Raw genomic sequence first — 22,792 nt, 5'->3', positions numbered from 1 at the left:
CATGCAACTGCGCCGTGACTGATAGATGATCGGATTTCGGCGCTCCGCTACTCCGTAGGCGTCGCGGTGCGGTGTCCGTAACTGAGCACGCTGGTGATCCGCCAAGTGCCATCCTGCTTTGCCCAGACCATCACGAACTTGGCGACACCCTCGCACCGTTTCGTCGCCAGCTCACAAAAGCGGTGTTCGCCTTCCTCGACCGCGCCGTAGTCCTTTATCGGATAGACGCGAAACGTCGCCGGGATCAGCTCGCGCTTCACCTTCCCACAAATATATTTGCGAACGCCGTCCACCATCGCGTCACGCTCAAACGTTGCGCCGCCGGTATCGTGATAGAAGGCCACTTTCGGATCGAAAAAGCCCGAGAAGGTCGGCAGGTCACAGCGATTGTAGGCCTCGAAAACTTTGGCATCGAGCGCGCCGATTTCCGTCGTCAGCGGATCGGCCGGAGACGACACGGGTGTCGCAATCAGTGCTGCGGCAACGGCGATGGCGGTGAACATGTCTTTATTCCTGTCAGTTCATCTGGCCCTGAAGGAAGGCCTTCTTGCAATTGGTGTTCACGGTCGCGAAGACGCCCCCCTTTATCGTCACCGACACGCCGAACTTGCTCCGCACCGAAGGGACGGCGTTGCTGATCGCCTCGAACAGAGGCTGCACTGCCGCCGCGAGCGAAGTCGGCTTCGCCAGCCGGTCGATGCGCTTCACAAGGTTTGGACGAAGGGACGTCATACGCGCAGAACAACGTGGCACCTTAGGGAAGTCAAGGTGCAAGCACGCGCAAGCGCCGCAGCCGCCCGAGCGTCCCGTCTCTTCAAAAGCCGACGTTTTTGGCTGTGGCCTTTGCCGACGGCTTTGTCGCAGCCCCGGTCCTAAGCAGAATGTCCGCCCATTGGTTTACCATAATTTCGCTCGAACGGTGAAGGGGCGCGCACCGGCCATCTCTGCTGTCGCCCCATCCCGGCCGTCCGTGCCCAAATTTGCTGATCTGAGTGCTGACAGTCAGCTAGTTCCAGTGCGGATATTCCGGCCAGGACTAGATCAGCTTGTCGAGCGTCAGGGGCAGGTCGCGCACGCGCTTGCCGGTTGCGTTGAACACGGCGTTGGCGATGGCGGCCGCGACGCCGGTGGTGCCGATTTCACCAATCCCGCGCGCGCCGAGCGGTGTGCGGGGGTCGGGGATGTCGGTCCAAAGCACATCGATGTCGGGAACGTCGAGATGCACTGGCACATGATAGTCGGCGAGCGACGTGCTCATGATGCGGCCGCTGCGCTCGTCGAGCAGCGTCTCCTCGGTCAGCGCCATACCCAGGCCCATGATCATGCCGCCCTTGAACTGGCTGGTCGCGGTCTTGGCATTGAGGATGCGGCCGCAGTCGAAGGCGCCCACAAGGCGATCGACGCGAATTTCGCCTGTGACCTCGCTGACGCGCAGTTCGCAGAAGTTGGCCGACGTACTGTGCATCGAATATTTCATGATCTCCAGCGGCGCGCCGCTTTCGCCGACCGCGCTAACCTCGCTTCGGCCGGAACGGCGCAGGATGGAGACGAAGCTTTCCTGGCGGGCGGGGTCTTCGACGCTGCGGAGGCCCCCGTCTACGAACTTCACTTCGCTTGGCTTGAGGCCGGCTAGCGGCGTGTCGTTGCCGGCCAGCCGCAGCAAGTCCGTCACCAGCCTGCCGCTCGCTGCGCTGATTGCCGCAGCCAGGGAGGCGGTTTGGGACGACCCGCCCGCGAAGCTCGCGAACGGCAGGCCAGAATCCCCGATCGTCACCGTGACGCGATCGAGCGGGAGGCCCAGCCGATCGGCGGCATGCTGCCGCTGCACTGTTGCGGTACCCATGCCCATTTCGTGGGCGGCACTCGCGACATGGGCGCTGCCACTCGCGTCGATGGTGATCCGCACGGACGTGCCGGGCATGCGCATGAAAGGGAAGGTGCCGCTGGCACAGCCCATGCCGATCAGCCACTCGCCCTCGCGCCGTATCCCCGGTTCCGCGACCCGCCGGTCCCAGCCGATGCGCGCCGCGCCGAGGTCATAGGCCTCCATCATCGCGCTCTGCGAGTGGGGTGCCCCGCTCACGGGGTCGCGGCTCGCGACATTGCGCCGGCGCAGCTCGATAGGGTCCATGCCGATGGCGTAGGCCAGTTCGTCCATGGCGCATTCGATCGCGAAGGTGCCGGGGGTCTCGCCAGGCCCGCGCATGAAGCTATTCGCCAAGATGTCGAGGTCGATATAATGCTGGACGATATCGAAGCTCTCGCTGGCATAGAGGGAGCGACCTGTCAGCGTGAAGCCCTCGTCGCAGATACTGTGCAGCGGCCTCACGCCATAGCCATGGTGCAGCATAGCCTTGAGCTTGCCGTCGGCATTCGCGGCCAGCGCCACTCGTTGCTCGGTCTGCATGCGCCCGCCGATCAGCCGGTGCATGCTGGCGCGTGACAAGGTGACACGCACGGGTCGGTCAGCAAGCTTCGCCGCGGCCGCGCCCAATATCTGATGATCCCAAAGGCCCTTCGCGCCGAAGCCTCCGCCCACATAGGGGGAGCTTACCTCGACATTGGCGGCCTTCAGCCCGAATATTTTCGCGAGCGAACCGGCGGTGCCGTGGATCATCTGCGTCGCGTCGTGAACGATCAGCTTACCGTCCCGCCAGACGATCGTCGCGGCATGCGGCTCGATCGGATTATGGTTCTCCCAGGGCGTTGTGTAGACGGCGTCGATCTTGAACGCGGCCTCGGCGAACTTTCGGCTCGGGCTGCCTTTCTCGAGACGATTGCGTTCGACGAGGATGGACTGCGGCGTATAGGCGCTGGCCTTGCCTTCCTCGAACCGCGTGCGCGCCGGGGCGGCGTCATAGCGCACGCGGACTAAGGTGGCCGCATGGTCCGCCTGCTCGCGCGTATCGGCCAGCACCACCGCGACGACCTGACCGTTCCAGCGTATCTCGGCATCCTGCATGATGGGCAATGTATGATTGCCCGCGGCCTTGAGGTTGGTCATGCCGATCGGCGGCGGGACGCTCATTTTGGGGGCGTTGCGATAGGTCATGACGAGCGCGACGCCGGGTGCCGCCTCGGCCGGGGACACATCGATATCGGCGATGCGGCCGCGCGCGATCGTGGAATGGACGAAGGCGGCGTAGAGAAGACCCTCCATCGGCACTTCGGCGGCGAACCGCGCCGCCCCGCGCACCTTGTCGGGCCCATCGATCCGCGACTGCTGCTCGCCAAGCGACACGCGCTTGTCGATCAGCGGATCGGGCGTCCCTCCAGGTAGCCAGCTTGCCGGCACTTGGCCGATGACGGCGCGCACGCCGCCGACGATGGCGTTTTGCAGCTTCGTCATGCATGCGCTCCTGAAAGTGCGGTCAGGACGGCGACCACCGTTCGTTCGACAAGGCCGATTTTAAATCCGTTGCCCGACAGCGGCCGCGCGCTGGCCAGCTCCTGGCGGATCGCAGCAAGGAAAGCCTCGGGTGTCGGCGCGGCACCGATCAGCGCCGCCTCTGCCTTCCCCGCCCGCCACGGCTTGGCCGCCACGCCGCCGAGCGCGATGCGCGCTTGCGTGATGCGACCATCGGCGAGCGCCAGGCCACCCGCGACGGAGATCAACGCGAAAGCGTAGCTGGAGCGATCGCGGACCTTGCGATATTCGGCGTTAGTCATCGCGTCAGAAGGTAGCGGCAGTTCGACGGCGGTGATCAGTTCACCCGGTTTCAGCACGGTTTCCGCATGCGGCGTAGCATTTGGGAGGACATGAAAATCATTCAGCGGCACCGACCGTTCGCCTGCGGGGCCCGAGAGATGAATCACGGCATCGAGCATGGCGAGCGCCACGCACATATCGGAGGGATGGGTGGCGACGCACTGATCCGACGCGCCCAAGATGGCATGATAGCGGTTGAACCCGTCAATCGCGTCGCATCCAGCGCCAGGTTGCCGCTTGTTGCAGCGCGCGCCTTCGACGTCGTAGAAATAAATGCAGCGCGTACGCTGGAGAATATTACCGCCCACTGTGGCCATGTTGCGGAGCTGTGCAGAGGCGCCGGCGAGCAGCGCGCGCGCAAGCACCGGGTAGCGACGGCGCACGAGCGGATCGGCGGCAACGGCGGCGTTCTTGGTCGACGCGTTGATCAACAGTCCGCCACCATCGGTTTCACGAATGGCGCCCTCCAAGAGGCTGACGTCCACCAGGTGGCTCGCCTGTTCGACATTCTGCCGCAGAAGATCGACAAGGTTGGTCCCGCCGCCCAGAAACCGGGCGCCACTCTCAAAGCGGGCGATGGCGTCGGCCCGGTCGCCCGCGCGAACATAGGTCAACGGCGTCATGCCGCCGTCTCCGCCAGCATCTCCTCGATCGCCTCGACGATCCCATTATGGGCGCCGCAGCGGCACAGGTTACCGCTCATGCGCTCGCGTATCTCCATGCGCGTCACGACCGGTGAGGCGGTGATATCGAAGGTCACGTAGCTGGGGTCACCCCGGCGAAGTTCCTCAGCCATGCCGATCGCCGAGCAGATCTGGCCGGGGGTGCAATAGCCGCATTGCAGTCCGTCATGCGCGATGAAGGCCTGTTGCAACAGGTGAAGATCGCCGCTGTCGCCAGCTAGGCCTTCGATCGTCCGCACTTCGCTACCGTCCGCCTGAGCCGCCAAGGTCAGACAGGACAGGACGCGGCGGCCATCGAGAAGAACCGTGCAGGCGCCGCATGCACCCTGGTCGCACCCCTTCTTGGTACCGGTGAGATGAAGATGCTCGCGTAGTAAATCCAGCAGCGAGACCCAGGCATCGCCGGGCGGTGGAACTTCCGTGCCGTTCACACATATCGTCATGACTTGGCTCCATCCGTTGGCGCGACGTGGCCCGTTCGACATAGCCTGATAGATACAACGAAGTTCGGACTATTCAATCATCGTTGTAGACGATCTTTGTGATCATCGCGATGAACCGATCCCGTTCCTCAGCCGACAGTCGCGAAAGCATCAGCATATACATTTCTCGATATGTCGCGACCTGGGCTCGGGCGTGGGCTGCGCCAGCCTCCGACAAACTGAGCGCGACCGCCCGTCGATCGGCTTCGATGCGCTCGCGTTTGAGGAAGCCCCGCTTTACGAGCCGGTCCGTCGCCGAGGACAGGGTCGTCGTGGGCACCGCAAGGAAGCGCGCGACATCGGTTGGGCCGCAGCCGGCATGGTCCGCTACATAGAGCAGCACGGCCTTGTCCAGTTCGGCCAGCGGCCGCTCGGAACGCCGGGCGTCGGCCAGCTTGTATCGCCGCGCGAAGGTGTCGAACGCAGTGGCGAGCGCGGCGAGCTGGTCTTCGGTCGGATCAGTCATTCTGCCCGCATATCGCGTCTTGTCCTCGATTGGCCAGTGTTGCCTGCGGAAGAAGCGCGACTGCGTTCAACCTGGCGGAACTGCTCAGACAGGAAGTGCGATGCTCGTCGATGCGACGCCTGCTTTGCATCCTCTGTCCGTGTCCGTTCTTCGCGGCACAAGTTTGAGACAGAGATGAATGCGCGCAAGCAGCAGACCGTCCCGAGAGTTTCCATACACGGCCGCCCCTTTCCGGCCGCTCAGAGCCAAAATTCGGCTCCCCAGGTGCAGACCTTCAGCTTTTCCGGCAGTTCGCGACTAGAAAATCTTTTCATATCCGCGCCGCTGAACTTCTGCTCCTGACCGGGGGAACGCCGTCGATCACCGCGCCCCGCTTTCCTTCAATGGCGAAATCACTTGCCGTTGGGCGAGGGGACACGTTCACGATCAAGAGGTCGAGAGCGCAGCGGCGGAAGGCGCAGAGTAATCCATGGCGGCAAGATCCGAGAGCAGATCGGTGCCCGTAGGGTTCCATCCAAGCCGCTCGCGGGTCCACGCATTCGCCGCTATCATGTCGAGCCCGGCGAAAGGCGCCATCCAGCCGAAATAATGCTCAACCTCGTCGACATTGATTGAGCGGACCGGCAAGCCGGCCCCCTTTCCGATCGCCTCGGCGATGGCACGCGCAGTTACGCCTTCTTCCACCGCCGCGTTATAGCGCGCGCCCGGCTCACCCTTTTCCAGAGCGAGCACATAGAGATTAGCCACGTCGCTGACGTGCGCGGCGGCCCAGCGGCTCTGCCCCTCGCCAAGATATGCCGCCGCTCCGGCCCGGCGAGCCTCGGCGATCAAGGGCGTAATCAGCCCGGCCTTGACCCTATCATGAACCTGCGGCAACCGGATCGTACGCACGTCGATCCGCCGCGCGATCAGAGCCGCGCCGGCCAGCTCCGTTGCGATGCGGGGATTGCCGTGATGCGGATTGAGCACGTCTTCAGTTGCAAGGCCGCCATTCAGCGGCGTGCCGATACCGACGCCCGAGGTGATCAGGATGGGCTTGCGCGTCCCCTCCAAGGCTTCGCCGATCGCGGCGATATTGCGCTCGTCCTTCCTGGTTTTCTCGAAGAAGTTTTTGAAATTATGGTCGAACGCGCAATGGATTACTGCGTCAGCCCTCGCCGCCCCGTCGGCGAGGGTCTCGGGCTGATCCAGATCTCCCAAGTGGACCGCAGCGCCAACTGCTTCGAGTTGGCGGGCGCCGGCTTCAGAACGGGTGAGGCCAAGCACATCGTGTCCCGCGTTGAGCAATTCTGGAATGATGTGCGAGCCAATGAAGCCCGTGGCTCCGGTCAGAAACACGCGCATTAGAAATCTCCTTCTGGGGAGGCACTGTATCGGCGCAGCCTCGAACCTGTTAAAGTAGTGATCTTATCATGGTATAACGAACAACAGGATCATTTATGGCCAGTGATGCCTCCAACCGACTGGGCACCTATCTTCGAGATCGCCGCGCGCGATTAGACCCCGCGACCTTCGGGTTCGGCGGTGGTCGCAGGCGTACGCCCGGACTGCGCCGTGAGGAAGTTGCCAGCCGCGCGAACATCAGTCCGACCTGGTACACCTGGCTGGAGCAGGGGCGGGGCGGGGCTCCGTCCGCCGATGTGCTCGATCGGATCGCCAAGGGGCTTATGCTGACCGAGCCCGAGCGCGAACATCTCTACATGCTGGGCCTTGGGCGTCCACCCGAAGCGCGCTACCGTCCGGCCGATGGCATCACCCCACGATTGCAGCGCGTGCTCGACGGAATGGTGCTGAGCCCGGCGATTATAAAAAACGCAATCTGGGATGTAGTGGGCTGGAACCGGGCCGCGGCGGCGCTGCTAACCGACTATTCGCAGCTGCCGTTGGGCGAGCGCAACATCCTGCGGCTGATGTTCACGAATGGCAAAGGGCGCAGTCGAAACGAGGATTGGGAAAGCGTTGCAAGGTTCGTGGTTGGAGCCTTTCGAGCTGATATGGCAAGGGCTGGCGCGGACGGCAGCGTAGATGCCGCCAGGCTCGTCGAGGAACTCAGTCGTCTGAGCCCTGAATTTGAAAAGCTGTGGCAGGATAATGACGTTGTCGCTCACAGCGAGGGCGTGAAGCATATACGCCATCCTGCAGCAGGCCTTGTGAAGCTGGAATTTTCATCCTTCGCTGTTGAAGGCAGGCCCGAGCTGGGGATGATCGTCTACAATCCCGCAACCCGCGTCGATGAGGAAAAAGTTCGTGCGCTGGTGAATGCAGCAAAGGGGCATGACGACCAACTCACACCTGTGCATGAGCGGTGAGGCTGATATCCGCTCAAGATGCCGAGTCGGTCGAATGACGTAGAGGCGACCGGCGGGCGGCTCAGCCGTCGGCCGAGAGGCGAACGAGATAGGCGCAAAACATGTCCGCTATCGCATCGGCATACACTTCGCTCCGCTCCGATAGGTGGCGTTCCTCCGAAATGCGCTTGCCCGTCTCCGACATGGTCATCTTGATGGTCTCCATCGCGATCTCACGCCGACCCACGGGAAGGTCGGGGAGTAGCTCCGCCATGAAGTCGCGCATGACCCCGGTAGCCCTTTCACGGGGATCGTCCGCGAGTTCGGCGTCGCGATAAAAAGGGGCAGCATCGGCGAGCGCGATGCGCATCTCCGCCTCCTCGCGCTCAGACCGGACAAAGGCGTGGACGAGATTACGCAGGCGCTCAAGCGGCGGCTTCGATTGATCCTCGAGGATGCCGCAAAGCAGTTCGACATTCTGGCGCCACTCATCGGTCTGCAGGCGGAAGAGGATCGAGGCTTTGTTCGGAAAATACTGGTAGAGCGAGCCCACGCTTACCCCTGCCCGCTCCGCGACTCGTGCCGTAGTGAATCGGTGCGCACCCTGCTCGGCCAGAACGCGAGCAGCAGCTGTGAGAATGTCGTCTACAAGCTGGTTCGAACGGGCCTGGCGCGGCGCCTTGCGCACGAAAATCCCGGGTTTTTCACGACCTGCCACGATCAGCCTCCCGAACGCGAATAACTAATGCGACGAATTAATCGTATTTTGAGGACGGGCGCAAGGTCGCCCTGGTAATCACGGAGAAGAACATGACGACTCTGAATTCCGAGCCTGTCGCGTCCCTGCTTGACCGCCTCTTCACCGAGGCCGATGCGAGCCGGATCGACATCCCCGCCGCTTTCGCCGGCATGACCGACGATCAGGCCCACGCTATGCTAGGAAGCCGGACCGAGTATCTCGACCTCTATACGCGGATGAAGGACCTCCCCCTTCCCGTCTCCCGCGAAGCCGGCTCGCTGCTCTACGTGCTCGCGCGCTTCGGAAACGCACGCTCCATCGTCGAATTCGGCACCTCCTTCGGCATCTCGACGCTGCATCTGGCGGCCGCGATTCGGGACAATGGCGGCGGTCGAGTGATCACCACCGAGTTCGAACCGTCGAAGATCGCGCGGGCCCGAAGGAATATCGAGGCCGGCGGCCTGCTCGACCTTGTCGAGATCCGTGAGGGGGACGCCTTGGTGACTCTCGGCCGCGATCTGCCTGACAGCATCGATCTCGTCCTGCTCGATGGCGCCAAGGGCCTCTACAACGACATCCTCGACCTACTGGAGAGCCGCCTGCGTCCTGGGGCCCTTCTCCTGGGCGACAATGCCGATATGTGCCCGGAATATCTGGAACGGGTTCGTGCCATCGGCGGCGAATATCTCTCGATCCCATTCGCTGACGACGTCGAACTCTCCATGAAGATCGGCTGATCGTCCTAACCCCTCCGAAGCGGGCATCGATTGAACCGTTCCCGGCAGATGAACGAGCGGCCGCCTTCAGAGTCTGTGAAGGCGGCCGGGGACGGCAAAAATGGGCGCATACAAGCCTTTGCCAACCTCGACCCCAATCAGACGTCCAGCGGCCAATTTCCGTTCTCCAATTACAGACAGGCAGCTTGTAGTCCCGGCTACTCCATGGTGCAGCAAGCTCGAAGTCCTTGCTGCACTCGTGCGGGAACACCACCGCGTTACCTCAATGCCCGATGACCGAAACATCTCCTTTACGGCTTCCTGCGGGAAAACCATGCGCACGTGCTGACCATGCCACTATCAATCCAACCAATATCAACGCAAACATGGCCCAGGGAAATATTGTTGCCCCCCATGTCTCAAGCATGAAGCCGCCAGCAATGCCGCCCGCTGCTATCGCACCGTTCCAGGCAACGACATTCATCGCAAGAGCCGTGTCTGCACTGGCGCCGGCTGCATCTGCGAGGGCGGTCTGGAGCAAAGTCGCCGCTCCACCAAAGGTCAGCCCCCAGACCGCGGTGCCGGCGTAGATTACGATGGCGGATTGCGCATCCAACGCAAATATCAGCGTGATCAGGCCGAACAACGCAAGGCTCGCAAGCACGGTCAACCGCAAGAAATGGTCGACCAGTTTCCCGGTCACCCATATCCCGGCCAGAGCGGCCATGCCAAATATGAGCAGTACAAGATCCACATGGTCCGCCAGGCCAGCAAGTGTCACAAACGGCGCCACATATGTGTAAAGGATGTTGTGTGCGAGCATCCAGCTGATGACCACGCCAAGGACGGGACGAACCCCCGGTGTCGTGAGCGCGCTATAGAGGGGCATGCGTGCGCTGCGGAGCTGGCCGGGATAATCAGGGACCTTCGCCAACACCCATAGGATCAGCACAATCGTAAGAAATGACATCACCCCAAAGGCAGAACGCCAGCCGACAACGGAGCCTAACCAGGTTCCAAATGGAACACCCAATGACAAAGCTACGGGCGTTCCCACCATGGCGATCGCCATCGCCCGGCCCTGCTGTTCAGGGGCGACCATCCGGCGCGCATATCCTGCAAGCAGGCTTCAGGCCAGTCCCGCCGACATGCCGGCCATGAAGCGCGCGGTCATTGTGAGAACAATATGGTGCGAGAGCGCGGTTATCGAATTGAAGATCAGGAAGCCAACAATCGTCAGCAAAAGGACGCTGCGCCGCCGCCATCCTTGCGTCGCTATACTCAGGGGAATGGCAGCGATCAGCGAGCCGATCGCATAAGCGGTGACAGTTTGCCCCGCGAGCGCTGATGAAATGCCCATGCCAGAAGATATCTGCGGCAAAAGGCCAGCGGGCAGGGTCTCCGTAGCGATGCAGATAAAACCAGTCATCGCAAGCGCGAGAAGCGCGGAAACCGGCATGGCGTCATTGGACCGGTTGGGTACGTCGTTCAGCATGAAAACTTTCACATTTATGGACTGATCGATCCAGAAATACATAAGTGACATCCGACTGGCAATGATTTATAGATTGCCCGATCCATAAATGGAGATGGCAATGCCACGCACGGGACGGCCGCGCGCCTTTGATCGAAATGCCGCTATCGATACTGCCATGATGCTTTTCTGGGCCCAGGGCTACGAGCCTACCTCTTTGGCGCAGTTGCGCGAAAGCATGGGGGGGCTATCCTCAGCCAGCTTTTATGCCGCCTTCACCTCCAAGGAGGCTTTGTTCCACGAGGTAGTAGACCGATATATCCGATCCTACGGACAGGTGACCGCCAGTCTGAAAGACGACACCCTCGCGCCGCGCGATGCAATCGAAATGGCAATGCGTAAGTCCGCAGCTATGCAAACGGCACAATCGCATCCCCCAGGCTGCCTGATCATGCTGGGCGCCAGCAACTGCTCACCCGAAAACCGGCAGGTCGAAGCTCTTCTGGCACTGGAGCGAGAACGCAATCGTCAAGGTATCGAGCGGCATGTGGCGCGAGCTAAAGCGAACGGAGACCTGCCCCCAAGCACTGACACGGTGGCAATGGCAAGGATGTTCAGCACCTTCTTGAGCGGTATGTCATTTGAAGCAAGAGATGGCGTGCCTCTGTTGCAGATCGACGCCGCAATTACGTCCTTAATGAGCTTTTGGGATGAGGCCGCAGGTTGAAGCTGGAAGAAAAATGGAGCGTGTCGCTCCATTTTCTCGATGATCGGGGGCGAGGCGCGTCGCTCGGGATGGCCCCCTCTCCCTTCGCCCCCTGCCGGACGCTCAGCTGCGAATTTTCGATTCCCAGGTTCAGCCCGTCCGCTTTCCCTGGAGGTGTCCACCAAACAATACATGCGCATTTTTGGCGATGAAATGGCCGCCCTGGAGAGGGCCCGTGGTTCCTTGGGTCGGCAATAGCAGCAATTGCGCTTTCGCAGCATCGCGTACGATGCTCAAACTTAGGATCCGAAATATCCAGAGACTTGGGTGCTGCTCAGGGACTGGTGTCAGGCGAAGTGGTCCGGACTCCCAAAGCTTCATGCATGCATTTCACCTCTCCGATGTTAGGCTATTGAAAACCAATATAATCTAATCGGATTGCCACACTCCCTCGTCTCGCCTTGAGGGAGAGAACTGGTGTCGTCTCATCATGTTGCAGTGAGCTGCGAGATGGTCGGCCGAGCAGAAAGTGTGAAAGTGCCAGTGTCACTAATCATTAGGATGAGCAATTGGCTCTTGAGCGCGCGCAGTCGCGTTCCCAATGAGATGACGGGCCAACTCAAAGACGGTCTTTTTTCCTCCGTGCCTATCTTTCTGGGCGGTGTGCTCATCGCCACCGCCGTTGCAGCAATTGCCGCGTTGAGGCATCCCACGCCAGCCTTCATCGGCTGGCTGCTGTTCGAAATTGGCCTGGGACTGGTGCGCACGTTCGTGCTGATCCACGGTAAGAAGGTCATCGCGGCGAACGGCACGCCCCCGAGGGGATTTGCCGCCCTACTATCCTGCCTATGGTCGGTATCGGTCGGCATCGGTACGTCCATGTGCATTCTGAGCGGCGACTGGATCATGGCGACCATCGCCTGCTTGTCCGCTGCGGCCATGGTATGCGGCATATGCCTGCGCAATTTCGGTACGCCCCGCCTCGCTGCAACCATGGTCTGCCTTGCCTTTGGTCCTTGCGCGATCGCCGGGCTTCTGACCAGCGAGGCGATCCTGCCGGTGATCAGCATCCAGTTGCCGATCTTCATCCTCACCATCTTTTCGGCGTCTTTCTCGCTCCACAAAATGCTGGTCGCGTGGATGACCGCGCTCCAGCAGTGAGTCGCTTACCGACACGATCCTCCAATCCAGTCCGGATCATATGCTCATACTTGAGGAGGATTATCGGATCATCTTCTACAACCGGCAGCAGGACAGGCCTGGAAGCATAAGTCTGATCGGTCGGAACTGGCTGGATCAAATTCCCAAAAATGACCGTGCCGCCGCATCTGCGGCGCTGGCAGGCGCAAAAATCGGTGACCGCGCCAATCTGATAGTCGGCCTTTCCTCCAGCGCGAACACGCGACGCTGGTTTGACATCGCAATAAACAGGACTACCGATGCATCGGGGCGGCTCATCGTGGTGGCGCGCGATATCCCCCACCAGAAGCGCTCTGAAGAACAGGCCTTGTGGATGGCGCGGGCCGAGTGGCGTTGCCCCCCAATCCACCAGATGGATAAGTTCGGCTGCGCCCCCGCCACCGATCAGCAAATGTCGTTCAACGTTGCGATGGGCATCTTCCATGTACCAAGCTTACCTGCTCCGTGAGCGCCTGCCCAGCACTCTAAGCTGTTAAGCTAACTAACATAAATCAGAAATGATTGGCGATATGGCAGCTTGTCTGGACCTTGGTAAGACGTGACCGAGACACGCAACTTTCCGAAACCTAACATCGAGCCTATGACCGTAACTGGGAGGACAAGGGCGACTATAGCGACGCTGTCGCGCTACGCCCTAGTCCAGGTCGGTCATCCGATTTTGCCGTTGCAAAGGCTGTCGGGGCGCTCGAAAAGGGCTCATGAAAAATTGTCGATCCTTGGTTGCTGCCGGCCTTGTTTCCCTCCTTGCATTGGGAAATCCGGGCTGGGCGCAATCTTCCCCAGCCGAACTGTACGGCGATCTGTTCCAACGCGTTCAGCTTGAAAAATTGTTCCCCGACGGCAAGACCTTCGTCGACGCCACGCCGCGATCGGACCCGGCTGCGATCATGGCGGCCTATCGCCAACAGTCACCCCAGGGCAAGGATGCGCTCAGGGCTTTCGTGCTGCGCCACTTCCGTGTGCCCGGCGTCAATGATCATGGCGCGTCCAACTTGCGCGCCCATGTGCGCACCCTGTGGCCCACTCTGGTTCGCCAGCCGGTCGAGCGGCAGGCGGGTAGTTCCGCGTTGCCGTTGCCCGCACCCTTCGTCGTGCCGGGCGGGCGCTTTCGCGAAATCTACTATTGGGACAGCTATTTCACGATGCTGGGCCTGGCAGTCGATGGCCAGCAGCCGCTGATCGAAAGCATGTTGGTGGATTTCACCTCCACGATCGAGATTTACGGCCACATCCCCAACGGGATGCGCAGCTATTATCTCAGCCGCTCGCAACCGCCCTTCTATGCGCTGATGGTGGATCTGTCGAAGGATGACAGCGCCGAAACCGCCACCCGTCAATTGGCGGCGCTGCGTGCGGAACACGCCTATTGGATGGAGGGCGCGTCCTGCGCGCAGCCCAGCGGGGCGTGCAAACGTGTGGTACGGATGCCCGACGGCACGTTGCTCAACCGCTACTGGGACGACAAAAATACGCCTCGCGACGAATCCTATGCGGAGGATGTAGCGACAGCGTCAGAAGCAAAGGGAGACAAGGCCACCACCTATCGTCATCTGCGTGCCGGCGCGGAAAGCGGATGGGATTTCACCTCGCGATGGTTCGCAGACGGACGAACGATCGCGACCATCCACACCACCGACATCGTGCCGGTGGATCTCAACAGCCTGATGCTGGCGATGGAACAGCGGATCGAGGTGCGTTGCCGCAAAGCGGATGACAGCGCCTGCGCTACCGAATTTGCAGGGCTGGCGCGCAAGCGCAGGGCCGCGATCGACCGTTATCTCTGGGTGGCTAAGGAAAGCCGCTATGCCGATTGGGATAGCAAGGCGAAGAAGCCGACAGCCATCCTATCCGCCGCAACCCTCTATCCGCTCTTCGTCGGCGCGGCCTCACCCGCGCAGGCTACCGCCGTTGCGACCACCGTGCGCGCCAAACTGCTGGGCCGCGGCGGTCTGCGTACCACGCCCAATGCGACCGGCCAGCAGTGGGATACGCCCAATGGCTGGGCGCCGCTGCAATGGGTGGCGATCGACGGGCTAGCGCGGAACGGGCAGGAGAGGCTCGCACGCGATATCGCCGGACGCTGGATCGCCACGGTCGCGGCAGCTTATGCCGAAACCGGCAAGATGCTGGAGAAATATGACGTTGAAGAACGCAAGCCCGGCGGCGGAGGCGAATATCCGCTTCAGGACGGGTTCGGCTGGACCAACGGCGTCACCAGCGCGCTGCTGGACCGCTATCCCGACATAGCGGCCGATATGGAAAAGGCGGACTGAACGAAAAAGGGGCCGGGCAATAAGATCACTTGGCCCCTTCCCGGCCTATGTTTTAGAAGCTGTAAGCAGCGCTGAAGCGGAAGGACCGGCCCAGGATCGGGCGGGCCAGGATCGTGCCTGCACCCTGCGACCCGATGATGCGCGGATTGCCTTCGGTCAGGCCCAGCTCGTCGGTCAAATTGTTGCCGGTCACCGCCAGCTTCAATCGCTGATTGACGTCCACCGACACGCCTGCGTCCAGCTGATAATAGTTGGGCAACAGCTGTGCATTCTCCGGGTCGGAGAAGCGATCACCCGTATATTGCAGCGTGGCGAAGATGGACGGACGGAAATCGCCCACGCTCAGTTCATAGCTGGGGGTCACGCGCCACATCCATTTGGGCTGACGCTGCACGCGGTTGCCGGTATTGTCGATGGTGCCGTTGCCGCTGAAGAAGCCGCGATAGGTGCCATCCAGATAGGTGCCCGCCGCCGCGATGCTGAAGCCCGCGAACGGACGGATCACGCCTTCCAGTTCGACGCCGGTCGCCTTGGCGCCGCCGACCGATTCATTGGGCACGCCGTTGATGATCTGCGTCGTGGCCAAACCGTCGAACTTGTTGTGGAACAGGGTCGCGTAGAGGTTCAGCATCGGGGTCGACACCTTCACCCCACCCTCATAGGTATCCACCTTCGAGATGATGGTCAGCCCTTCGCGCAAGTTATCGAACTGCGGGAAGCTATTACCGCGGCTGTACCGGGCAAAGACGCCGATCTGGCTGGTGAATTCGAAATTGGCGCCCGTCGTCCACGACCAGCGCGACGCGTTATAGTCAATGCCGCTCGCTCCGCCCAGCTGCACGGTCCGGTCGTACAGGGTGGCGGCGTTACCATCCTGATCGAAGGCCGCGCCGGATGTGGCGACAGCGCCCACGACTTCGTGACGCTGCCAGCGCACGCCGCCATCGACGCGCAGCCTGTCGGTGATCTGAAGCTCATCTACCGCATAGAAAGCGATATCGCGCCCTTCATAGCGACCGTTCACAAGGAAGCTGGCGCCGGAGGTGAAGCCGTCGCGGGTCGCGACCCGGCCATCGCCCAGCGTCAGGTTCAGGCGCTGTGCATTGGGTTCGGCGGTCAACAATATGTCATTGCCCAGCGCCCAATTGTCGCGAGTGGTGTAGTTGGCGAGATAGAAGCCGCCGGTCAGCGTGTTACCGCCGGTCTTGAACTCCAGCGCCATATCGTTGACGAAAGCGTCGATCCGCTTTCGCACCTCCCAGATGCCCGCACGCATGACCTGAGCGCCGGCCGCTACCGCGCCGCCGCCCGATGCGTAGGTCAGACTGCCCACGGTCGAGCCCGCACCGCCCAAGGTGGTGGCCATCGCCGCCGCGCTCATCGGCGCGTCGGTGGGAACCAAGCCGATGGTGTTGGCCGTGCCCCACAAGTAGCTGGCACGCTCGCGAATGCTCAGGCCATCGACCAGCTCATAGTCGAAGCTCAGTCCCAGATTGCCCAGCTTCGCGCCACGACCATCGGCCAGATCCACGGTGCGACCCGCATTGTTGGTGGTGACGCGCACATCGCGACCGGCAAGCGCGCCGGTGCCGTGGTCGAAATTAGCATATTGGCTGATCTTGCTGCCGTCCTGATTGACGGGGATAGGCAGCAGCCACTGGCCATGATCGTTCAGATAGCGGCCGTAGATCAGCAGCGAACCGCGACCGTCGAAATCATGGCGGATGTTCGCAGTAATCTGACCACCCTTTTCGGCGCGAAATTGCGGATCGCGGATGCCGTTGCCCTGCGCATAATAGCCGCCTACCATGAAGGTCGTGTCTTCGCTGATCGGGCCGGAAATCCAGGCGTCGCCCCGGATTTCGTCATAATCGGTGTAGGATAGCTTCGCAAAGCCCTTGAGCGTCTGGCCGCCTTCGCGCTGCTGCACGTTCACGGTCAGGCCCGGCTGGCCATTGGAAAAGAGCGAACCCGTGCCGCCGCGCACGGCCTCCACACGATCGACGGTTTCGTCGAGGCGGATCAGCTGCGAATTCTCGAGGAAGGACAGGGTCGAAGGAGGGAAGAAAGGCACGCCGCCTAGCTGGAACGTGACGAACTGCGCGTCGCCGGCCGACGGATAGCCGCGCACGAAGATGTTGGCGCCGTTCTGGCCGCCGGAGCTTTCTGCGCTGACGCCAGGAATGGTGCGAAGCAGGTCGGCGGTGCTGTTCGGCGCAGCGCGGGCGATGGCATCGCTGGACAGGCTGGTGACGGCAAAGGCCGCGTCCTGACGGCGGGTGCCGGCGCCTGCGGTGCCGACGACAATGATGTCGGCCTGATCCTCATCGGCCGCCACGCCAGGCGCATCCTGTGCGGCAGGGGCGGTCTGCGCCATCGCGCCGCCGGCAAGCAGGGCGAAGGGGGCGGCGCCGGCCAGAAGCAGCCTGAGCGCGGATGAGCGGAAATTATGCATCATGATATTCCTCCTGAGCCTCCGGCGTTCTCAAGCGAGCCGGATCGCAACCATGTTTGGGAAGCCGCCTTCAGCGAAATCTTCCACCACCCGCATCGGAACGCGGGCGCAACGGCGCCCCGATCGCTTAATTACACGCTCGCAAGAAAGTTTCGCACCTGTTTCATTTCGATGGGCCGGTGTGACATTAGCGCACCACGAGGCTGGATATTGTGCCACACATGAAGCCCATCTGTCTTAACGCTACGCTGCCTGGGTAAAAGGGTAGAGGAACAAGCTGTCTGCTCCTCAGAAGTGGCACGCTGCAGCCGGCGGGTCGCGGTCATGTCCGCGGACTTCGCTTACGCGATCACGCAGGCGAGCTATCCATCGCGCAGCGCATCCTCGACGATGGCGCGCACATACTCATCCTTTTCGATTTTGCGCGCAAAATAGTTTAGCGGCCTCTAGACCGATCCGCTCCTGGCCCGGCGCATATAGATCGAAGGCGGTCATGGCCTGACACACGGCCTGACCAGCTTCCGACGCAAAGCGCGCGGCTATGCCAGCGAGGACAAAAGTGGCGGCGGCGGCATCATTGAGACTGGAGATGCTGCGGCAAACTTATGCAGGCTGCCGCCATTAAGGCCGCCGGTCGCCAACCGGTCTTCCATAGGGGCGATTCCGAAAGGCATTTCGATGCCGATACAGCACGAACCTGCTCCACCGTTGCACGAAAGGTCACCAGTGATCACCCGCCGCATCCGCGGGGAAGATGAACAGGCGCGGAGACAACGACTGAAATGATAGCCTTATGTTCCGCCTGTCCGGTGGGTTCGTCCGGGGGGAAAATTTCGTCATAGACAATGTCAGGAGGTGGCTTTGAGAAAAGTCGAGAGAATGTGCTGGGTCGCCCGCATATGGTCCAGACGATAATGGCGGAACCTCAAGCGATGTCGCGCGCTCCTCTGAAACTCAACATGGGAACAGAATATGATCACGGAAATCATCGGTGCGGTCATTGGGTCCAAGCTTGACCAGCAGGACGGCGACAGTGGTGCGAAGGGGGCCATCATTGGCTACTTCACGCCTCGCATTCTCGGCGCTGTGGTAAAGGTCGGTGTGCTGGCCGCTGTCGGGTTCGGCGTCGTGAAGGCAATTCAGGGGTTTACGTCGGAAAGTGATGCAAATTACTGACAACTCACCGGCAGTGCCGCTCGAGCCAATCGTTGAAGTTGCACGCCATCAATGCACCGAATGTGAAATCTTTGAGTGGTGGTGATGAAAGAGGATTATGCGCGTGGCCGTCGGGATGGCCTTCGGCTGGCATTGTCGATCCTGGCGGCAGAAGAATCGAAATGGGCGGTGCTGCTCGGCGAGAGCCGATCGTGGCGAACCAATGCCACGCGCGAGGTGCGGCATAAGACATTGCAGGTTGCGCAACAGCGGCTGCGTACCGCGCTCAATCGCCTGACGCCCAGATCCGAACAAGCCATGGATCCCGAGGTTGCCTCTGCACTCGAAGATATCGGACTCTGACCCTGCCATGACCCACCATAAGCTTAAGCTTTCTTCCAAGGTCTGCCTTGGATGCAGTCGCCCCTTCATCTGGCGCAAGAAATGGGAACGCGACTGGGAGCAGGTCCGATTTTGTTCGGAGCGCTGCCGCAGGCAAGGCGGCTCGCCCCAGCCTGACGGTGAACGCCCCAAATCCGGCATTCGCCAGCGCTGACTATTATGACCCCTGACATTGCCCCTGGCTGGATAGACGATGCCCGCAGTGCGGCCCTACAATTGCTAGAGCGCCGCACGGACCAGATGACAATTTGTCCAAGCGAGATCGCAAGGATGATTGCGGCTGAAGCCGGCGCTGACCTCAAAGGAGCCTCGTGGCGTGCGGCGATGCCAGTCGTCCACGCAGCGATCGACCAATTAGTTGCCGCTGGATCGGTTGAGCTGAGTTGGAAGGGAAAGGTCTTGGCGTCTCGTGAAGGTCCTTACCGGATCCGCCGCTTGCGATCCGGGAGGTGAGACCGGTTCATCGCATGAGCCCTGCGGCGCGAAGTGCGTCGTGGATGACTTTCTCGACGCCTGCTTTCCCTGATGCTTTCGGGCGTGGGGGTTCGCCGGGCCACTCTTCCAACCGGCTTATCCTTGATACTGGCAGACCCGCTGCCCCCTTCTGCGCTTTCCCGAGGGATTGCGCGAATTTTCGTTCCGTCCCAGCATCCAGCAAACCCCAGGATGACGCCATCCGGCGCGTGGATGAGATACCCGCTTCGAGCATGTGCGGCATCTCCATGCCGCAAGCCTCCGGGCCGGTCGTGGCCAGTGGCGTGCCGTGGCCCATATTGGCAATTCGATAATCTTCGACAAGCGGATGCCCTGCCGCATCGTTCCAAGCGCGTCGGCGATGCCCGGCTATCTGCTCCGAAGCGTCCGGCGCCGGCTCGAGACCATGGACTGTCAGCCACTGGGCAAGAATCGCGTCGGCGTTGGTGCTGCTGACCGTCGCATCGGCACTGCCATGCCATATCGAGATGCGTGGCCAAGGGCCATCATGGTCCGACGCGTGGCGGACCCGGTCGCCCATGTCCTCCGCGCTGAAGGCTGCCGCTCCGCGCATGGCTTCTAGTGCCTGCGGGATAGTGGATGCCGATCCGTACGGCAACCCGGCTATAATCGCACCCCCCGCGAACAATTCCGGGTAGCTGGCAAGCATGACGGAGGTCATTGCGCCCCCGGCGGAAAGACCGGTCACGAATATGCGGGTCGGATCGGCACGATGGATGTCCACCATCGCCATGATCATCTGATGAATGGACAGCGCCTCGCCTCGGTCACGACCGTTGTCGGCGGAGAGAACCAGTTAAAACATAGATTAGGATTGTTTGCGCGCTGCTGTTCTGGAAAAAGCAGCAGGAAACCTTGCTCATCGGCCAATTGCGACCAGCCGGAGCCGCGATCATAGCCCTCGGCATTTTGCGTGCAACCATGAAGCACTACGACCAGCGCGGGTTTTTCGGCAACCTTCTGGGGGACATAGATTTTGGCGCTCAACGCCCCGGGGTTTGTCCCAAAGACATCGAGGTCCGCCAGCCGGCCGGGACCACTGGCGCTAGCTTGGGTCGTGTGGCGGGCTCGCATGGCTGCCAAGCGGGCGATTGTAGCGGATAATCGGGTCACGCGAAAATCTCCTGTGCTGCAACGATCATATGTCAGACGTTTACGGTCCATTTATGCTGCACTGCACAATATGGAATTGCCTAGCCGGCTTGCAAGATGATCCTGTCTATTGTCGCGCTTGCTAGGACGGGGCCAGGTTAAACATTTTGCAGCGCTTTATGCTGCTGATCCTCACCCATGCCATGTGGATAGATAAAGAGGGATACGACCGAAGCGTCAGGCCGGCCAGCACCCCGGCATCCATGAATTTTGCGCTGTCAGTCGATAGCGCCTGACCTCTCCGCCCTGCTCAACCAGGATTCTGCGCCCGCTGAAACGCAGGGTTGAGATGACCAGAAATTTCGGGGCGAAGACCTTGATGACCGCCTTTGAAATGTCGATCCTCGGCCCGCTTCCTATGCGCCTGGTCTCGCCCTTGGCGAACGTCACCAGCTGGTAGCCGCCTCCGCCGGCACCACCTTTGCACACGAGCACGCCGGCTTAGACCATCACGAAGCTGGTTTTGGCGGCGATTTTTTCAGACTGAACGCTCGCGGTTTGCGGAGCCCTCAGGGAATATCTCGGGAAGAGGGGTGGGAATGTCGTTCCAGGTCAGCAGGGCAGGCAATGTCATGCTTTAAGGCTAGAGAAGCCGCGCAGGACCTCCTAGATCGCCACGCATGTTGCGCCCTTTGCGACCAGGCGGTCGATTGGCACCATGGCGTCAACGAGCTCAGTTCCAATCGGAGCTCCAGGCCCGCCAACGGCTGCTTTTGCCAGTATAAGAGATCCGAGTGAGGACGCCGCAGCTTCGTAATCTGGTCGCCTGCTGCCAGAAGCGAGCGCCAGGTCTTGGGTCAAAACCGTCGCGCAAGAGAACCATCCCAAAGGGCAGCTCGCGCCCACCGCGTACATTCGCCTTAAAGTCATTGATAACGAATGCGCGAGCTAGATGTACAATGCTGCAACCCCAAAATTGCCGTGACTTGACTGATGCGAATGCCTTTTTGCGCCCGGCTCAGTCATCGTCCTGCCACCTGCGCAGATCGGTCTGGTCACGATAGGCCATGCGGTCCGGCGTGGTGATGAACTCCACCGTCGTGCCCCAGGGCATGCGGCAATAGCAGACCCTGTTTCCAGGACCTTTCTCGGTTGCATAGGGAATTGCGCGCGGCGCGGTGAGGGGTATGCCTCCCGCGTTCTCAGAGCGTTCGACCGATGCTTCGATGTCATCGGTGTAAAGAGCGAAGTGCGTGATGCCAAAGTCGCTCGCCCGGATCGGTTGGGCTTGCTCGGGACCGTGCATTTCGAAGAGCTCGATATCGGGTCCGGTCCCGATCTTGATCATCGCCTGTGCGTGTACGACCGTGCCGGGGAATGCGCCAACAGCCCGCTCGAATTCGGGTCCTTGCCGCGGGGGATCCTGCGGACCGAAAGACTGATAGATCACCTGGCCACCAAAGGCTTCCACCAGGAAAGATTTTGCGGCTTCGATGTCGGGCACCGTTATGCCAATATGATTGACGCCGCGAATGACGGGTGCGGGCATTATTGTCTCCTTCTGTTTGTTCGATCCGCCCGGCTCCACAACGGCGCGGGCTGGGCGTTTCAATCAATCCCAAGAAATGTCATCAGGGCAGCTGCGACCTCATCCGGCCGCTCGTCCGCCACGTAATGGCTGCACCGCGTAATCGAACCGCCCGTCACATTGGTGGCAAACTCTTTGAGCATCGGCACCATCTGCGCACCGAAGCGCTGATCTCCACCCAAGCCCAGCACCGGGATGTCGAGCGGCTGCTTCTTGTACTCGAGGCCAGCTGCATGATCGGCGGCAAGGGAGCGATACCATTCCATGCCGCCGCGCGTGCGGCCGGGAAGCGCCATCGCCTTGGCATAGATCTCGATATCCACAGGATCGAAGCTGCTATGATCGTAAAACCGCTCTGCCATGAAGGCCGAAACATAGTCATATTCTCGGCCATGGATCAGGCGTTCGGGCAGGTCCCGGTTCATATGGAAGCCAAAGTGCCAGAGCCTAGCGGTCGTCGACTCCCATCGGGTCCAGCCGGGCAGCGGAACGTCGAGAACGGCCAGTTGAGTAACAGCCTGCCGATAGATGGCGGCCTGCGGCAAGGCGACCATTCCGCCGATGTCATGCCCGCACACCGCGTAGCGCTCATGTCCAAGGGCAACCATGACTTCGTGCGCGTCGCGCGCCATCGTCGCTTTGTCATAGCCGCTTTGCGGACAGTCGGAAAAGCCCGCGCCGCGCAGATCGATGGCCACTACGCTCAGATGCTCGGCCAGCAACGGCATCACATGGTGCCATTCCCACCATGTTTCCGGCCAGCCGTGAAGCAGAAGGATCGGCGGCCCTGAGCCTCCAGTGACGGCATTGATTTTGATGCCATTCACCGGCACCAGCTGCTGGGCAAAGCCCTTGAGAGTCGGGATCAC

General features: G+C 61.2%; 23 protein-coding genes and 1 pseudogene. 10 read left to right on the top strand and 14 right to left on the bottom strand.

Annotated elements, in window-relative coordinates:
- Positions 1-47 precede the first annotated feature (47 nt).
- The 7 genes from JQK15_RS21275 to JQK15_RS21245 form a co-directional block, all read right to left on the bottom strand.
- Entirely contained in the window at positions 48-503 is a 456-nt protein-coding gene (locus JQK15_RS21275) for a nuclear transport factor 2 family protein (RefSeq protein WP_214867629.1), read from the bottom strand.
- Positions 504-516: 13 nt separating this feature from the next.
- Positions 517-708: a hypothetical protein gene (locus tag JQK15_RS21270; RefSeq protein WP_214867628.1), complete on the bottom strand. Its 192-nt coding sequence runs from the start codon at positions 706-708 to the stop codon at positions 517-519.
- Positions 709-1,036: 328 nt separating this feature from the next.
- Positions 1,037-3,349: a xanthine dehydrogenase family protein molybdopterin-binding subunit gene (locus JQK15_RS21265; protein WP_214867626.1), complete on the bottom strand. Its 2,313-nt coding sequence runs from the start codon at positions 3,347-3,349 to the stop codon at positions 1,037-1,039.
- Entirely contained in the window at positions 3,346-4,332 is a 987-nt protein-coding gene (locus JQK15_RS21260; protein ID WP_214867624.1) for an FAD binding domain-containing protein, read from the bottom strand. Before JQK15_RS21260 ends, JQK15_RS21265 begins: the two co-directional genes overlap by 4 nt.
- Entirely contained in the window at positions 4,329-4,835 is a 507-nt protein-coding gene (locus tag JQK15_RS21255) for a 2Fe-2S iron-sulfur cluster-binding protein (RefSeq protein ID WP_214867622.1), read from the bottom strand. The genes JQK15_RS21260 and JQK15_RS21255 overlap by 4 nt, the downstream gene beginning before the upstream one ends.
- Positions 4,836-4,908: 73 nt before the next feature.
- Positions 4,909-5,340, bottom strand: a complete 432-nt coding sequence (locus JQK15_RS21250; protein WP_214867620.1) for a MarR family winged helix-turn-helix transcriptional regulator — start codon at positions 5,338-5,340, stop codon at positions 4,909-4,911.
- Positions 5,341-5,766: 426 nt separating this feature from the next.
- On the bottom strand, positions 5,767-6,684 hold the full coding sequence (locus tag JQK15_RS21245) for an SDR family oxidoreductase (protein WP_214867618.1): 918 nt from the start codon (positions 6,682-6,684) through the stop codon (positions 5,767-5,769).
- A 95-nt stretch (positions 6,685-6,779) separates the two neighbouring features.
- Between JQK15_RS21245 and JQK15_RS21240 the strand changes: the two genes are divergently transcribed.
- Positions 6,780-7,649: a helix-turn-helix transcriptional regulator gene (locus tag JQK15_RS21240; protein ID WP_214867616.1), complete on the top strand. Its 870-nt coding sequence runs from the start codon at positions 6,780-6,782 to the stop codon at positions 7,647-7,649.
- Positions 7,650-7,710: 61 nt separating this feature from the next.
- Here JQK15_RS21240 and JQK15_RS21235 read toward each other — a convergent pair whose 3' ends face one another.
- Positions 7,711-8,346, bottom strand: a complete 636-nt coding sequence (locus tag JQK15_RS21235; protein WP_214867614.1) for a TetR/AcrR family transcriptional regulator — start codon at positions 8,344-8,346, stop codon at positions 7,711-7,713.
- A 92-nt stretch (positions 8,347-8,438) separates the two neighbouring features.
- On the opposite strand from JQK15_RS21235, the gene JQK15_RS21230 reads away from it, so the two are divergent.
- The gene (locus JQK15_RS21230) at positions 8,439-9,104 is read left to right on the top strand and encodes an O-methyltransferase (protein ID WP_214867612.1); all 666 of its coding nucleotides are present in this window, start codon (positions 8,439-8,441) and stop codon (positions 9,102-9,104) included.
- Positions 9,105-9,366: 262 nt separating this feature from the next.
- Here the strand turns inward: JQK15_RS21230 and JQK15_RS21225 are convergent.
- Positions 9,367-10,512, bottom strand: a pseudogene (locus JQK15_RS21225) (MFS transporter).
- 166 nt (positions 10,513-10,678) lie between these two features.
- On the opposite strand from JQK15_RS21225, the gene JQK15_RS21220 reads away from it, so the two are divergent.
- The 4 genes from JQK15_RS21220 (at position 10,679) to treF (ending at position 14,736) form a co-directional block, all read left to right on the top strand.
- Positions 10,679-11,284 carry a TetR/AcrR family transcriptional regulator gene (locus JQK15_RS21220; protein WP_214867610.1) on the top strand — a complete coding sequence of 202 codons (606 nt, stop codon included), beginning with the start codon at positions 10,679-10,681 and terminating at the stop codon, positions 11,282-11,284.
- Positions 11,285-11,773: 489 nt separating this feature from the next.
- Positions 11,774-12,424, top strand: coding sequence for a hypothetical protein (locus JQK15_RS21215; RefSeq protein ID WP_214867608.1), 651 nt, complete (start codon positions 11,774-11,776; stop codon positions 12,422-12,424).
- A gap of 16 nt (positions 12,425-12,440) precedes the next feature.
- Entirely contained in the window at positions 12,441-12,911 is a 471-nt protein-coding gene (locus tag JQK15_RS21210) for a PAS domain-containing protein (RefSeq protein WP_353047248.1), read from the top strand.
- Between the two features lie 250 nt (positions 12,912-13,161).
- Positions 13,162-14,736: an alpha,alpha-trehalase TreF gene (treF, locus tag JQK15_RS21205; protein ID WP_214867604.1), complete on the top strand. Its 1,575-nt coding sequence runs from the start codon at positions 13,162-13,164 to the stop codon at positions 14,734-14,736.
- A gap of 52 nt (positions 14,737-14,788) precedes the next feature.
- On the opposite strand, the gene JQK15_RS21200 is transcribed toward treF, so the two are convergent.
- Positions 14,789-17,194 carry a TonB-dependent siderophore receptor gene (locus JQK15_RS21200; RefSeq protein WP_251007934.1) on the bottom strand — a complete coding sequence of 802 codons (2,406 nt, stop codon included), beginning with the start codon at positions 17,192-17,194 and terminating at the stop codon, positions 14,789-14,791.
- A gap of 969 nt (positions 17,195-18,163) precedes the next feature.
- On the opposite strand from JQK15_RS21200, the gene JQK15_RS21195 reads away from it, so the two are divergent.
- The 4 genes from JQK15_RS21195 to JQK15_RS21180 all read left to right on the top strand — a co-directional run bounded on the left by JQK15_RS21195 (position 18,164) and on the right by JQK15_RS21180 (position 19,201).
- On the top strand, positions 18,164-18,367 hold the full coding sequence (locus JQK15_RS21195; protein WP_214867602.1) for a hypothetical protein: 204 nt from the start codon (positions 18,164-18,166) through the stop codon (positions 18,365-18,367).
- A gap of 84 nt (positions 18,368-18,451) precedes the next feature.
- Positions 18,452-18,709, top strand: a complete 258-nt coding sequence (locus tag JQK15_RS21190; protein WP_214867600.1) for a hypothetical protein — start codon at positions 18,452-18,454, stop codon at positions 18,707-18,709.
- A 7-nt stretch (positions 18,710-18,716) separates the two neighbouring features.
- Complete coding sequence (locus JQK15_RS21185) at positions 18,717-18,902, top strand: DUF2256 domain-containing protein (protein ID WP_214867598.1); 186 nt, start codon at positions 18,717-18,719, stop codon at positions 18,900-18,902.
- A 5-nt stretch (positions 18,903-18,907) separates the two neighbouring features.
- Positions 18,908-19,201, top strand: a complete 294-nt coding sequence (locus JQK15_RS21180; protein ID WP_214867596.1) for a DUF3253 domain-containing protein — start codon at positions 18,908-18,910, stop codon at positions 19,199-19,201.
- A gap of 7 nt (positions 19,202-19,208) precedes the next feature.
- On the opposite strand, the gene JQK15_RS27535 is transcribed toward JQK15_RS21180, so the two are convergent.
- The 4 genes from JQK15_RS27535 to JQK15_RS21165 all read right to left on the bottom strand — a co-directional run bounded on the left by JQK15_RS27535 (position 19,209) and on the right by JQK15_RS21165 (position 22,792).
- Positions 19,209-19,976: an extracellular catalytic domain type 1 short-chain-length polyhydroxyalkanoate depolymerase gene (locus tag JQK15_RS27535; protein ID WP_353047242.1), complete on the bottom strand. Its 768-nt coding sequence runs from the start codon at positions 19,974-19,976 to the stop codon at positions 19,209-19,211.
- Between the two features lie 2 nt (positions 19,977-19,978).
- Positions 19,979-20,356: a CE1 family esterase gene (locus tag JQK15_RS27530; protein ID WP_353047241.1), complete on the bottom strand. Its 378-nt coding sequence runs from the start codon at positions 20,354-20,356 to the stop codon at positions 19,979-19,981.
- A gap of 997 nt (positions 20,357-21,353) precedes the next feature.
- Positions 21,354-21,884 carry a VOC family protein gene (locus tag JQK15_RS21170; RefSeq protein ID WP_214867594.1) on the bottom strand — a complete coding sequence of 177 codons (531 nt, stop codon included), beginning with the start codon at positions 21,882-21,884 and terminating at the stop codon, positions 21,354-21,356.
- Between the two features lie 59 nt (positions 21,885-21,943).
- Positions 21,944-22,792 (bottom strand): alpha/beta fold hydrolase, encoded by an 849-nt coding sequence (locus tag JQK15_RS21165; protein WP_214867593.1) that lies wholly within the window; start codon positions 22,790-22,792, stop codon positions 21,944-21,946.

The sequence above is a fragment of the Sphingobium sp. BHU LFT2 genome (assembly GCF_018604485.1).
Classification (GTDB): domain Bacteria; phylum Pseudomonadota; class Alphaproteobacteria; order Sphingomonadales; family Sphingomonadaceae; genus Sphingobium; species Sphingobium yanoikuyae_A.
The sequence above is the reverse complement of the archived record's forward strand: the minus strand, read 5'-3'. Positions and strand labels throughout refer to the sequence as shown.